Source organism: Allobosea sp. BK604 (assembly GCF_004341515.1).
Taxonomy (GTDB): Bacteria; Pseudomonadota; Alphaproteobacteria; order Rhizobiales; family Beijerinckiaceae; genus Allobosea.
The window spans coordinates 272,432-285,691 of the sequence record NZ_SLZF01000001.1 but is presented as its reverse complement, the minus strand read 5'-3'; the positions used below and the strand labels follow the sequence as shown (position 1 = coordinate 285,691).

Here is a 13,260-nt window from a genome sequence, read left to right as displayed (position 1 = left end):
CGTTCTCATCCGCGCTGTCCGCCTTCAAAAGGCGCGGGGAACCTTCTCCTTACGGGAGAGGGGTTCCCTGCGGCTCTTTCGAATAACCATCCAACTGCCGCAAGGCTTCTCCCATGATCATCGCTGCTGCGATGGCGACATTGAGCGAGCGCAAACCGGCGCGCATTGGCACATGCACGCTGGCATCGGCCGCCGCGTAGACCTCCGGAAGGACGCCGGCCGATTCGCGTCCGACCATGACGATGTCTCCCGGCCGGAAGGCGAAGGCGGTATGCGGCGTTAGGCCGTCGGTCTCGGCCAGGATCAGCCGGTGGCCGGCGCCGCGCCGCCAGATGTCGAAGGCCGTGAACGAATCATGGCGCGCGATCGCGGCGCGCTCGATATAATCCATGCCGGAGCGCCGGAAATTCCGATCGGAAACGTCGAAGGCGGCGGGCTCGACGATGTCGATGGCGACGCCGAGACAGGCGGCCATGCGGATCATCGTGCCGGCGTTCTGCGGGATGTCCGGCTGGTAGAGGGCGAGGCGCAGCATGCGCTGCTGTCATGCGGTGACGCCGGCACATGCGTCAAGGCTCTGGCCGCGATGGGCCGAAGGCACCATATGACGCCAAGATTTCGACGCCATGCCGGTCCAAGGAGGGCGGTACGTCATGTTCGCCGCCTTGTTCCGTTTTCTTGAGAGCCGCGTCGACGTCTTCGCGCCCTTTAACGAGAGCGAGACGCCGCCCCATGGCGTCTGGCCCTTCATGTGGCACCACATCAAGGGCGTGAAGGGCTGGCTCGCCCTGATCATGCTCACCGGCCTCGGCTTCAGCGGCATCGAGGCGGCGATGTACCTGATGGTCGGCTGGTTCGTCGATCTGCTGACGACGCAGTCGCCGGCGACGATCTGGCGTGACCATGGCCTCGTCCTGATGGGCGCGGCTTTCCTGCTCGTCGTGGTCAGGCCGCTGATCTATTTCGCCAATCACGCCATCGTCGACCAGGTCGTGGTGCCGCAGATCACCAACCAGATCCGCTGGCGCAACCATGTCTACACGCTCGGCCACGCGCTCTCCTATTTCCAGAACGATTTCGCCGGGCGGCTTTCGGCCCGCGTCATCCAGGCCGGCCAGTCGATCCGCGGCGCGACGATCGAGGTGATCGACGACCTCTGGTACGCGCTGGTCTTCGCCTCGGTCGCGATCGGCTTCTTCGGCTCGACCTCGATCTGGCTCGCCATGCCGGTCGTCGCGTGGCTCGGAGCTTACGTCGCGCTGCTGATCTATTTCGTGCCGCGCGCCAAGACGCGTTCGGAGGCGAATTCGCTGGGGCGGTCGACCACGACGGGCCGCATCGTCGATTCCTACACGAACATCCTGACGGTGAAGCTCTTCGCCCGCTCCGACGCCGAGCGCTCGGCGGTGCGCGATTCGCTGACGCGCTGGAACGACTCTTTCCTCAACCTGTCGCGGCTGATCACCGGGGTCAGCGTCATCCTGCAGGCGATGAACAGCCTTCTCGTCGTGGTCACGGCCTGGCTCTGTCTCTGGCTGTGGAGCCATGGCGAGATGACGCCGGGCGCGGTCGCAGCTGCGGTCGGCCTGTCGCTGCGGCTGGTGCAGATGTCGACCTGGCTGATCCATCTCGTGCGCGGGGTCTTCGAGAATATCGGCTCGGTGCAGGAGAGCATGGAGACGATCGCCAAGCCGCATGACCTGACCGACGCGCCGCAAGCCGTGCCGCTTCATGTCGGCAAGGGTGCGATCAGCTTCGAGAATGTCCGCTTCAACTATGGCCGCAAGGCCGGGCTGTTCGAGGATCTCGACCTCGTCATCCAGCCCGGCGAGAAGGTCGGGCTGGTCGGGCCGTCCGGCGCCGGCAAGTCGACGCTGGTCAACCTCCTGCTGCGGCTCTACCCGCTCGATGGCGGGCGCATCCTGATCGACGGGCAGGACATTGCCGGCGTCACCCAGGATTCGCTGCGGGCTCAGATCGGCATGGTGACGCAGGACAATTCGCTGCTGCACCGCTCGATCGGCGACAATATCGCCTATGGCCGGATCGGCGCGACGCAGGACGAAATCGTCGAGGCGGCCAGGCGCGCCTCGGCCGACGATTTCGTGGCGCTGCTGAGCGACCAGGACGGGCGCAGGGGCTTCGACTCGCGCGTCGGCGAGCGCGGCGTCAAGCTGTCCGGCGGCCAGCGCCAGCGCATCGCGATCGCGCGCGTGCTGCTCAAGGACGCGCCGATCCTGATCCTGGACGAGGCGACCTCGGCGCTCGATTCGGAGGTCGAGGCGACGATCCAGGAGCAGCTCACGCAGCTGATGCAGGGCAAGACCGTGATCGCGATCGCGCATCGCCTCTCGACCATCGCAGCGCTCGACCGGCTGATCGTGCTCGACAAGGGCAGGATCGTCGATACCGGAACGCATGCCGAGCTCGTCGCACGCGGCGGGCTCTATGCGCGGCTGTGGTCGCATCAGTCGGGCGGCTTCCTGGCCGTGGCCGACGAGGAAAAAGTCCCGGCCTGAAACGCTCCGGCCCGTACCCCGAGGAGCGGCGAAGCGGCGTTTCGAAGGGCGTCCCGGAGCGCGCGCGACCATCCTTCCAGACGTGATCCTGTGGATCGCTCTTCAGGATGAGGGCCGAGATTCCTGCCGGCTTTGTGCCCTGTCCGCGTCAGGTCGCCGCTATGCGCCGGAGCGTGGTCCGGAACAGTAGACTTCGTCCAAACTGCATGCCAAAGAGCGCGGCGGCGACGCGCCGCCGCATTGCGGCTGCGAAGGGGCGCACCTATGAGGGGCGTCAGGCGACATTCTTACAGCCTTTCCAGGCTGGACGTAGAGCAGAGGAATTCGATCGTGGCTCACGCGACCGAGACGACAGGCACAACCCGCCGCGATTTTCTGATGCTGGCTACCGGCGCGGCCGGCGCCGTCGGCACTGCAGCCGTCATCGTTCCGCTGATCAGCCAGCTCGCTCCCGATGCGCAGGTCATCGCCGCCGGCGCGCCGATGGATGTCGATCTCGGCCCGATCGCGGAAGGCCAGGCGATCAAGCTGTTCTGGCGCGGCAAGCTGATCTTCGTGCGGCACCGCACCAAGAAGGAGATCGACGAGGCCCTGGCCGTCGATATCGCCACGCTGCGCGATCCGCAGACCGACCAGCAGCGCACCAAGCCGGGCCACGAGCAGTTCCTCATCATCTACGGCAACTGCACCCATCTCGGCTGCGTGCCGCTCGGCAACGCCCCCGGCGACCCGAAGGGTGATTATGACGGCTGGTTCTGCCCCTGCCATGGCTCGCACTACGATTCGTCCGGCCGCATCCGCAGGGGGCCGGCGCCCCTGAATCTGCCCGTGCCGCCCTACGCGTTCACCGCGGACACCAAGATCAAGATCGGCTGAGCGAATCGCTCAACCGGAATCTCCTATGGAATTTGAGACAGGCTCGAGGCATTCGGCATGAGTGGTCATAGCTCCTACGTCCCGAAGACCGGCATTGAACGCTGGCTGGACGCTCGCCTGCCGATCGTGCGGCTGGCGCACGATACGGCGGTGTCCTACCCGGTGCCGCGTAACCTGAACTACCTCTGGACGTTCGGCGGCATCCTCGCCTTCATGCTGGCGGCGCAGATCGTCACCGGCATCATCCTGGCGATGCACTATACCCCGCATGCCACGCTCGCCTTCGCCTCGGTCGAGCACATCATGCGCGATGTGAATTTCGGCTGGCTGCTGCGCTACCTGCACTCCAACGGCGCCTCGATGTTCTTCGTCGCCGTCTATGTCCACATCTTCCGCGGCATCTATTACGGCTCGTACAAGGCCCCGCGCGAGGTGCTCTGGATCCTCGGCGTCGTGATCTTCCTGCTGATGATGGCGACCGCCTTCATGGGCTACGTGTTGCCCTGGGGCCAGATGTCCTTCTGGGGCGCGACCGTCATCACCAACCTGTTCTCGGCGCTGCCGGTGATCGGCGAGACGATCGTCACCTTCCTATGGGGCGGCTACTCGGTCGATAACCCGACGCTGAACCGGTTCTTCTCGCTGCACTACCTGCTGCCCTTCATGATCGCGGGCGTCGTCGTCCTGCATATCTGGGCGCTGCATGTCGTCGGGCAGAACAACCCGACCGGCGTCGAGGTGAAGAACGTGCAGAAGGACACCGTGCCCTTCACGCCCTACGCGACCATCAAGGATATCTTCGGGATGGTCTGCTTCATCTTCGTCTTCTCCTATTTCGTGTTCTACCAGCCGAACTTCATGGGCCATGCCGACAACTACATCCCGGCCAACCCGGCGGTGACGCCCTCGCATATCGTGCCGGAATGGTACTTCCTGCCGTTCTACGCGATCCTGCGCGCCATTCCCGACAAGCTCGGCGGCGTGCTCGCCATGGGCTCGGCCATCGTGGTGCTCGCCTTCCTGCCCTGGATCGACACCTCAAAGGTCAAGTCGATGAGCTATCGGCCGATCGCCCGCCAGCTGTTCTGGGCCTTCCTGGCCGTCTGCATCGGCCTTGGCTATCTCGGCGCCATGCCGGCCGAAGGTGGCTACGTCACCGCCTCGCAGATCTTCACGGTGCTCTATTTCGGCTTCTTCGTCGCGCTGGCCCTGGTCGGCATCTTCGAGAAGCCGCGGCCGCTGCCGAGCTCGATCGCCGACTCCGTGCTGGCCAACATCAAGGGGGCCTCGGGCGTGCAGCTCGCGACCGCCGCCGCCGAACCGAACGTCAAGGGCTGAGACGAGAGATGAAGACCACCAGCTTTCGCCTCGCGCTGACTGGCCTCGCCACCGGCCTGGTTCTCGCCACCGCCGCCGTTTCGGCCCGGGCCGCCGAAGGCGGCCCGAAGCCGCCACAGCAGAAATGGTCGTTCTCGGGTCCGCTCGGGACATTCGACCGGGCTCAGCTCCAGCGCGGCTTCAAGGTCGTCAAGGAAGTCTGCGCCAACTGCCACGCGATGAATCTCGGCAACGCCGTGCGCATGCGCAACCTGTCGCAGCCCGGCGGCCCCGAGTTCACCCCCGGTCAGGTCGCGGCCCTGGCGGCGACCTACCAGGTCACCGACGGCCCGAACGATCAGGGCGAGATGTTCCAGCGTCCGGGCCGCCCGGCCGATACCTTCCCGGCGCCGTTCCCGAACGAGCAGGCGGCGCGCGCGGCCAATGGCGGCGCCTATCCGCCGGACCTCTCGGTGCTGGCCAAGGCCCGCACCTATGAGCGCGGCTTCCCGAAGTTCATCTTCGACATCTTCACCCAGTATCAGGAGCAGGGCCCTGACTACATCGTGGCGCTGCTGAACGGCTACACCAAGCCGCCGGAGGGCATGACCCTGCTGCCGGGCCAGAACTTCAACACCTATATGCCGGGCCACCTGATCGCGATGCCGCAGCCGCTGCAGGACGGACAGGTCGAGTATCCGAAGGGGCCGGACGGCAAGCCGCAGGTCCCGGAGACGATCCATCAATATGCCGAGGACGTCGCTGCCTTCCTCGTCTGGATGGCCGAGCCGCATATGGAGGCGCGCAAGCGCCTGGGCTTCCAGGTGATGATCTTCCTCGCGATCTTCGCGGGCCTGCTCTACTACACCAAGAAGAAGATCTGGGCCCGGATGCCCGACGGCTCCCCGGCGCACTGATCGCCCATCGCGTTAGGAAAGGGCCCCGGCAACGGGGCCTTTTTCGTTTGACGACCGAGACGGCTGCCGCTGCAGCCTTTGTCGGTTCGTCACAGAAGCCTGCTCCAGCTTCTGTTCCGGCCGGGCATGTTCCGCAAAAGTGGCTTGCACGTTTGCGATAAGATCATGCTCAAAAGTGAAATCTGGCGCGAATTCTCTCCGTTCGACCGGCAACAGTCGGCCGGAAAGCGCGCCGGCGAAAGGAATCATCATGAGCGAAGCCGTGCTTGGAATCATCGGCGGGTCGGGAATCTACGACCTGCCCGGCCTGACGGAGCTGCGCGAGGAGCGCATTGCCAGTCCCTGGGGCGAGGCCTCGGACGCGTTGCGGATCGGGCGCCTGGGCAAGACCAAGGTCGTCTTTCTGGCGCGTCATGGCCGGGGCCATGTGCTGCCGCCGTCGGAGATCAATTACCGCGCCAATATCGACGTGCTGAAGCGCGCCGGCGTCACCGATCTCGTCTCGCTCTCGGCCTGCGGCTCCTACAAGTCCGAGCTCTATCCCGGCCTCTTCGTGCTGGTCGACCAGTTCGTCGACCGGACCGCCAAGCGCGTCAGCTCCTTCTTCGGCAAGGGCTGCGTGGCGCATGTCTCGCTGGCGCATCCGGTGGGCCCCGGCCTGCAGGCGCGGCTCGCCGAGGCGGCCACGGCGGAGGAGGTGCCTTTCGTGCGCAACGGCACGCTGGTGACGATGGAAGGCCCGCAATTCTCGACCTACGCGGAATCGCTGACCTACAAGAATCTCGGCTACGATCTGATCGGCATGACGGCGATGCCGGAGGCCAAGCTCGCCCGCGAGGCCGAGATCACCTACGCCACCGTCGCCATGGTGACGGATTACGATTGCTGGCATCCGGAACAATCCTCGGTAGATGTCGCCTCGGTCATTGCCGTGCTGCATGACAATGCCGAGAAGGCACGCCGGCTCGTCGCAAGGCTCGCGGCCGATTTCCCGGCCGAGCGTGAGCCGTGCCCGGCCGGTTCCCATAATGCACTCGACAACGCCATCATCACCCCGGCGGAGTTCCGCGATCCGGCGTTGCTGGCGAAGCTCGACGCGGTTGCCGGGCGGGTGCTGAAGCCCGCAGCCTGAGCGGGACCGGTACGGTCATTCGCGGTTCAGGCAGGGAGGCGTTTCATCGCGCCTCCCGATGGACCGCAGGAGACCGTTCCATGAAGACCGTCGCTGCCTCGATCCTGCTCGCGACCTCCTTCTGTGCCGGCGAGGCCTTCGCCGGCAACACCTCGTCCAATTCGAGCTCCAACTCCTCGAACGGCATCCATACCCGCGTCGACACGATCATCAGCGACGATGGCCGCGGGCGACGCAGCTATTACGAGCGCCGCATCTATCGCGACGAGCGCGGCCCGCGCGAGCGCCGGCGCTACCGGTCCTGGTGACGGCAGGGGAGCGGGTGCTCGCGCGCCGCAGTTCCCTTTCGCCCGTTGCAAGGCTAAGGAAGCGCGTTGCCGCACGAGCTTTCCGCGCATGGACCAACGTCACTCCCTCGACCTGAAGAACGCGATTCGCGCGATTCCGGACTATCCGAAGCCAGGTATCGTCTTTCGCGACATCACCACGCTGCTCGGCGATGCGCGAGCCTTCCGCCGATCCGTCGACGAATTGGTGCAGCCCTTCGCCGGGTTGAAGATCGCCAAGATCGCCGGCATCGAGGCGCGCGGGTTCATCCTTGGCGGCGCGGTCGCGCATCAGCTCTCGGCCGGCTTCGTGCCGGTGCGCAAGAAGGGCAAGCTGCCGCATCAGACGGTCAGCATGACCTACCAGCTCGAATATGGCACCGACGAGATCGAGGTGCACAAGGATGCGGTGAAGCGCGGCGAGCGCGTGCTGCTCGTCGACGATCTCGTCGCCACCGGCGGCACGGCCGAGGCGGCGGTGAACCTGCTCTCCTCGCTCGGCGCCGAGGTCGTGGCGGCCTGCTTCATCGTCGATCTGCCGGATCTGGGCGGCGCCGATAAAATTCGCCGGCTCGGTGTCCCGGTTCGCACTCTTGTCGCTTTCAGCGGTCACTGAAGCCGGATGAAGATCAACGGGCAGGCTTATCGCACGATCTGGGTGGCACAGGATGGCTGGCGCGTCGGCGTCATCGACCAGACCAAGCTGCCCTTCCGCTTCGAGACCGTGACGCTCGGCAGCGCCGAACAGGCAGCCGAGGCCATCCGCTCGATGGTGGTCCGTGGCGCGCCGCTGATCGGCGCGACGGCCGCTTATGGCGTGGCGCTGGCGATGCGGGTCGAGGCGACGGACGAGGCGCTCGAGGCGGCGCTTGCCCTGCTTGGGGCGACCCGGCCGACGGCGGTCAACCTGCATTGGGCCTTGGCCCGGATGAACGCGCATCTGGCGCCGCTCGCTCCCGACCAGCGCATGGCGGCCGCCTATGAGGAGGCTGCCGCGATCTGCGACGAGGATGTCGCGCTTTGCCGCTCGATCGGGGAGCACGGGCTCGGCGTCATCCGCGAGATCGCGGCGAAGAAGACGGCGGGAGAGCGCATCAACCTGCTGACCCATTGCAATGCCGGCTGGCTCGCCACCGTCGACTGGGGCACGGCGCTGGCGCCGATCTACCTGGCGCATGATGCCGGCATCCCCATCCATGTCTGGGTCGACGAGACCCGCCCGCGCAACCAGGGCGCTGCGCTGACCGCCTATGAGCTCGGCGCCCATGGCGTGCCGCATACCGTGATTTCCGACAATGCCGGCGGGCACCTGATGCAGCGCGGCGAGGTCGACATGGTGATCGTCGGCACCGACCGGACGACCGCGACCGGCGATGTCGCCAACAAGATCGGCACCTATCTCAAGGCGCTGGCGGCGCATGACAATGGCGTGCCCTTCTATGTGGCGCTGCCGTCGCCGACGATCGACTGGCGCTTGCGCGACGGGCTCAGCGATATCCCGATCGAGGAGCGCTCGGCGCGCGAGGTCACGCATCTGGCGGGTCTTGGCGAGAATGGCGAGGTCGGCGCATTCCGCGTCGTCGCGCCTGGCAGTGGTGCCGCAAATCCGGCTTTCGATGTCACGCCGGCTCGGCTCGTCACCGGGCTGATCACCGAGCGCGGCGTGGCGCCGGCGAGCGCCGAGGGTCTCGCCAACCTGTTTCCGGACCTGGCGCGCGGAGCGACGGAATGAGCGAATTGAGGCTGCGCGAGGAGATCGTCGCGGTTGCGCAGGCGATCGACAAGGCCGGGTTCTGCCCGTCGAAATCCGGCAATGTCTCGACCCGGTTCGAGGACGGCATGCTGATCACGCCGTCGGGGCTGCCCTATGCGCAGACCAAGCCCGAGGACCTGATCCGGCTCAAGCTCGACGGCACCGTGGTCAGCGGCAGCCGCAAGCCTTCCTCGGAATGGCCGTTCCATGTCGAGATCTACAAGGCGCGGCCCGATGCGCAGGCGATCGTGCATACCCATTCGCCGCGCGCCACGGCGTTCTCCTGCGCCCGGCGCGGCATCCCGGCCTTTCACTACATGATCGCGCTCTGCGGCGGCGCTGATGTGCGGTGCGCCGAATATGCGACCTTCGGCACGCCGGAGCTGGCCGAGAACGCGGTGAAAGCGCTGGAGGGCCGCAAGGCGGTGCTGCTCGCCAATCACGGCGTCATTGCCCTCGGCGGAAGCCTTGCCGGCGCGCATACGATCGTCGCCGAGGTCGAGAACCTCGCCGGCCAGTATCTCGACCTGCTTGCGTCCGGCCTCGAGCCGGTCATTCTCGATGCGGCCGAGATGGAGCGGGTCTCGGCCAAGTTCGCGGGCTACGGCAAGGTCGGCTGATCAGCCTGCCTTGCGCTCGATGAAGACGCAGCCCTCGAAGCTGAAGACCTCCTCGCCATGCTGGTTCACACCGGCGTTGCGGTGGAAGAACAGGCCCCATTGCGGGCGCGAGGCGCTGGCGCGCGTCGCCGAGACCGTCGAGCTGTAGGTGATGCGGTCGCCGGCGAAGACCGGCTTGCTCCAGCGCAGATTCTTGAATCCAGGTGAGGGACCGAGCCGTGGCGCCCGTCCGGGCGTCACCGCGATCTGGCGCTTGCGATGCGACACCATCGTTGCCATCCAGACCGAGGCGGTCTGCCAGCCAGAGGCTGCGAGCTGCCCGAAGGAGCTGCCGCGCGCTGCCGCATCGTCCATGTGGAAGGGCTGCGGATCGAAGGAGCGGGCGAAGGCGGTGATCTCCGCCGGCGTGAAGACGAAGCTGCCGAGCTCGAAGCGGCGTCCGACCTCGAGATCCTCGAAGAAGCGCGCCGCCTCCGGTGCCTCGGCGGGCATTTCGAGCGGGGTTTCCGGCACGGGCCGCTGATAGTGCGGCGGATGGGCGAGCCAGTCGCCCTGCGGCAGAGCGAAGGGGAAGCCCCGGCGCACGAACATGATCCAGTTGACCTGCTCGAGCACCGGCTGGTCGTCCTGGTTCAGGAGCTCGAAGCGGAAGCGGACAAGGCCCATCTCGGAACGGGAGCGCGATTCCTTGGTCTCGATCACGGTGCGGCGGGTGCGCAGTGTATCGCCAGGCTTGACCGGACGTAGCCATTTCACCTCCTCGATGCCGGGCGCGCCCATGGCGGCGGCGTCGAGCAGGAAATCCTCTGCGATCAGCCTCATCTGGATCGAGCAGCTATGCCAGCCGGAGGCGATCAGCGTGCCGACAAAGGTCGCCTTGGCCGCTTCCGGATCGATATGGAAATCCTGGGCGTCATAGCGCGAGGCATAGGCAATGATGTCATCCTGCGAGAGGGCGATCTCGCGGGTCGTCTTGACCTCGCCAAGGGGGAAGTCCTCGAAATAGCGCATGGCTCGCCGATACTCCGGGGTGGGGCGGATGGCGACCGTGCGGCGCGCGGGCCGCCCCTACCGTGATTGATGTCACGTATTGGCAGCATGCCTAGCGTCTGGCGGCAGGCTTGCAAATGCGTCAGTTGGCAAAGCGGAAGTGCAGCACGTCGCCATCGGCGACGATGTATTCCTTGCCCTCGAGCCGGAACTTGCCGGCCTCGCGCGCCCCGGCCTCGCCCTTGTTTGCGACATAGTCGTCATAGGCGATGGTCTCGGCGCGGATATAGCCCTTCTCGAAATCGGTATGGATCACACCGGCCGCCTGCGGGCCTTTGGTGCCCTTCTCGATCGTCCAGGCGCGGGCCTCCTTCGGGCCGACGGTGAAATAGGTCACGAGGTTGAGCAGCTTGTAGCCGGCGCGGATGACGCGGTTGAGGCCGGGCTCCTCAAGGCCGACGGCTTCGAGATAGTCCTTCTGCTCGTCCGGCGGTAGCACGGCGATCTCGCTCTCGATCTTGGCGGAGACGACGACCGCGACCGCGTTCTCCTCGGCGGCGCGGGTCTTGACCTGCTCGGAGAAGCTGTTGCCCTTGTCGGCGCTGGCTTCCTCGACATTGCAGACATAGAGCACGGGCTTGGAGGAGAGCAGGCCGAGCATCTCGAAGGCCTTGCGCTCCTCGGCGGCGACCTGGACGAGGCGGGCGGGCTTGCCCTCGCGCAGCAGTACGAGGCAGCGGGTCATCAGGTCGGCCAACTCCTTGGCCTCCTTGTCGCCGGACTTGGCCTTCTTCTCCAGCGGGATGACGCGCTTCTCGAGGCTTTCGAGATCGGCCAGCATCAACTCGGTCTCGATGATCTCGATATCGTTGATCGGCGCGACCTTGCCCTCGACATGGGTGATGTCGCCATCCTCGAAGCAGCGCACGACATGGGCGATGGCGTCGCATTCGCGGATATTGGCGAGGAACTGGTTGCCGAGGCCTTCGCCCTTGGAGGCGCCGCGTACCAGACCGGCAATGTCGACGAAGGTCAGCCGGGTCGGGATGATCTCCTTCGAGCCGGCGATGCCGGCCAGCTTCTCCAGCCGGTCATCGGGCACGGCGACGTCGCCCACATTCGGCTCGATGGTGCAGAACGGATAGTTGGCGGCCTGCGCCGCCGCGGTCTGCGTCAGCGCGTTGAACAGGGTCGACTTGCCGACATTCGGCAGGCCAACGATACCGCATTTGAAGCCCATGATGACTGGTCCATTGCGTTGCCGCCTCACAGGGGCGGGCGCGAGATGATCGCTGTGAATTGCTCCCGCGCCTTATTGGGTGCCGGGCGGCAAAAGACAAGATGGCGGCGGGTCTGGCGGGCTCACGCGAACGTGCATGGCGGCCCGTGAAGCGGAGGCGCACGACTTCGTCGCGCCGCCCTATCGCTGGCCTGACGGAGGTTTCCCATGCGCATCCTTGTTTCGAGCCTGTTCGCTGCCGGTCTCATGCTGGCGAGCGGCATATCCCAGGCGCAGGCGCCCGGGACGCGCGTCCGCGGCGAGGTCGAGAAGCTCGACGGCTCGACCCTCATGGTGAAGAACGGGAATGACGAGACGGTCGCGATCAACCTCGCGCCGAACTATTCGGTCGGCGCCGTGGTCAAGGCCACTGCCGCCGACATCAAGAAGGGCAGCTTCATCGGCGTCGGCGCCAGGCCGCAGCCGGACGGCACGCTGCTCGCGGTCCAGGTCTTCATCTTCCCGGAGGCGATGCGCGGCACCGGCGAGGGACATCGCGCCTGGAGCGTGCTGCCGGACAGCACCATGACCAACGCCACGGTCTCCGAGACCGTCACCCGCGTCGATGGCGCCAACCTCGTGCTGACTTATCCGGGCGGCGAGCAGAAGGTGACGATCATGCAGGACGCCAACATCATCATGGCCGCTCCGGCCGAAGCGTCCGAGCTCAAACCCGGCACGCAGGTCGCGATGACCGCGAACAAGCAGGCAGATGGCAAGCTGACGGCGAGCCGCATCACGATCGCCAAGCCGGGCGCGCAACTGCCGCTGTGATCGATCGGACCCCGCTCCGTTGAACCAGATGAGCAACTGCCAGCATGGCTGGCAGTTGGCGTGCTGCCTTTCCCGCTTCGTCGTCATGCGAAAAGGGGAGGCGGCCCAACTGATTATGACGACAAATACGGAGGTCATCGCGTCTTTGCCGACGAGATGGATGATGTGCTGACGCATCCGGGCGTTTCGCCTGCCTGACGAAACAAGGGGGATCGAGCATGAGCCTATCAGCGCTGTTCAATCGTCAGCTCGACCGACCCGATACCCGTGGCGGCCTCGAGAGCGTGACCACCGCCGACGGCGCTCCCGGTGGGCAGCCGCCAGGCCCGACCGAGCCGCCCGTCGTCGGCGCCTTCATCACCGAACAGTCGCTGACCTCCTTTGCGGGAGCGACCGGGGCGATCAGCGTGATCTGGGGCACGCTCAAGGCGCTCGTGCCGGGGGTGACGCAGATTCCCGCCGTCTCGTTGTGGATCGGCTTCGGCATCAGCATCGTCGTGGGCATGCTGATCTACTGGATCAATATCACCGATCCGCAGACGAAGCCGACGCCGCGCCAGAAAGCGATCGGCTTCGGCATCGCGGTGCTCAACAGCCTCGTGCTGTTCATGGCGAGCTTCGGCGCGACCACGCTGGTCGCGAAGTAAGCCAGCAAGTCTCGTCTCGATCTAGAGCATTTTCGAGCGAAGTGGATACCGGTTCGCGTGAAGAAAATGCGTCAAAACAAGTAGATAGAGAATTTTCGCGATTCGAAGAA

The 13,260-nt window shown here is 65.8% G+C and carries 14 protein-coding genes; 11 read left to right on the top strand and 3 right to left on the bottom strand.

The window, feature by feature from the left end:
* Window positions 1-49: 49 nt before the first annotated feature.
* Window positions 50-535: a tRNA (cytidine(34)-2'-O)-methyltransferase gene (locus EV560_RS01525; protein WP_131853325.1), complete on the bottom strand. Its 486-nt coding sequence runs from the start codon at window positions 533-535 to the stop codon at window positions 50-52.
* Window positions 536-653: 118 nt separating this feature from the next.
* On the opposite strand from EV560_RS01525, the gene EV560_RS01520 reads away from it, so the two are divergent.
* The 9 genes from EV560_RS01520 (at window position 654) to EV560_RS01480 (ending at window position 9,460) form a co-directional block, all read left to right on the top strand.
* Window positions 654-2,519 (top strand): ABC transporter ATP-binding protein, encoded by a 1,866-nt coding sequence (locus EV560_RS01520; RefSeq protein WP_131853323.1) that lies wholly within the window; start codon window positions 654-656, stop codon window positions 2,517-2,519.
* Window positions 2,520-2,849: 330 nt separating this feature from the next.
* The gene (gene petA / locus EV560_RS01515) at window positions 2,850-3,395 is read left to right on the top strand and encodes a ubiquinol-cytochrome c reductase iron-sulfur subunit (protein WP_282568825.1); all 546 of its coding nucleotides are present in this window, start codon (window positions 2,850-2,852) and stop codon (window positions 3,393-3,395) included.
* A gap of 57 nt (window positions 3,396-3,452) precedes the next feature.
* Window positions 3,453-4,733: a cytochrome b gene (locus EV560_RS01510; protein WP_131853318.1), complete on the top strand. Its 1,281-nt coding sequence runs from the start codon at window positions 3,453-3,455 to the stop codon at window positions 4,731-4,733.
* A gap of 8 nt (window positions 4,734-4,741) precedes the next feature.
* A complete protein-coding gene (locus tag EV560_RS01505) occupies window positions 4,742-5,629 on the top strand; it encodes a cytochrome c1 (RefSeq protein ID WP_131853316.1) in 888 nt (295 codons plus the stop codon).
* A 250-nt stretch (window positions 5,630-5,879) separates the two neighbouring features.
* A complete protein-coding gene (locus tag EV560_RS01500; protein ID WP_131853314.1) occupies window positions 5,880-6,761 on the top strand; it encodes an S-methyl-5'-thioadenosine phosphorylase in 882 nt (293 codons plus the stop codon).
* 80 nt (window positions 6,762-6,841) lie between these two features.
* Window positions 6,842-7,069 (top strand): hypothetical protein, encoded by a 228-nt coding sequence (locus EV560_RS01495; RefSeq protein WP_131853312.1) that lies wholly within the window; start codon window positions 6,842-6,844, stop codon window positions 7,067-7,069.
* 88 nt (window positions 7,070-7,157) lie between these two features.
* Window positions 7,158-7,703, top strand: coding sequence for an adenine phosphoribosyltransferase (locus EV560_RS01490; protein ID WP_131853310.1), 546 nt, complete (start codon window positions 7,158-7,160; stop codon window positions 7,701-7,703).
* A 6-nt stretch (window positions 7,704-7,709) separates the two neighbouring features.
* Window positions 7,710-8,819, top strand: a complete 1,110-nt coding sequence (gene mtnA / locus EV560_RS01485) for an S-methyl-5-thioribose-1-phosphate isomerase (RefSeq protein WP_131853308.1) — start codon at window positions 7,710-7,712, stop codon at window positions 8,817-8,819.
* Entirely contained in the window at window positions 8,816-9,460 is a 645-nt protein-coding gene (locus EV560_RS01480; protein WP_131853306.1) for a class II aldolase/adducin family protein, read from the top strand. The genes mtnA and EV560_RS01480 overlap by 4 nt, the downstream gene beginning before the upstream one ends.
* On the opposite strand, the gene EV560_RS01475 is transcribed toward EV560_RS01480, so the two are convergent.
* Entirely contained in the window at window positions 9,461-10,471 is a 1,011-nt protein-coding gene (locus tag EV560_RS01475) for a MaoC family dehydratase (RefSeq protein WP_131853304.1), read from the bottom strand.
* A gap of 121 nt (window positions 10,472-10,592) precedes the next feature.
* On the bottom strand, window positions 10,593-11,690 hold the full coding sequence (gene ychF, locus EV560_RS01470; RefSeq protein ID WP_131853302.1) for a redox-regulated ATPase YchF: 1,098 nt from the start codon (window positions 11,688-11,690) through the stop codon (window positions 10,593-10,595).
* 207 nt (window positions 11,691-11,897) lie between these two features.
* Here ychF and EV560_RS01465 point away from each other — a divergent pair, with 207 nt between their 5' ends.
* Window positions 11,898-12,503, top strand: coding sequence for a DUF5666 domain-containing protein (locus EV560_RS01465; RefSeq protein ID WP_131853300.1), 606 nt, complete (start codon window positions 11,898-11,900; stop codon window positions 12,501-12,503).
* Window positions 12,504-12,721: 218 nt separating this feature from the next.
* Window positions 12,722-13,150: a hypothetical protein gene (locus EV560_RS35645; protein WP_165923267.1), complete on the top strand. Its 429-nt coding sequence runs from the start codon at window positions 12,722-12,724 to the stop codon at window positions 13,148-13,150.
* The last annotated feature ends 110 nt before the right edge of the window (window positions 13,151-13,260 follow it).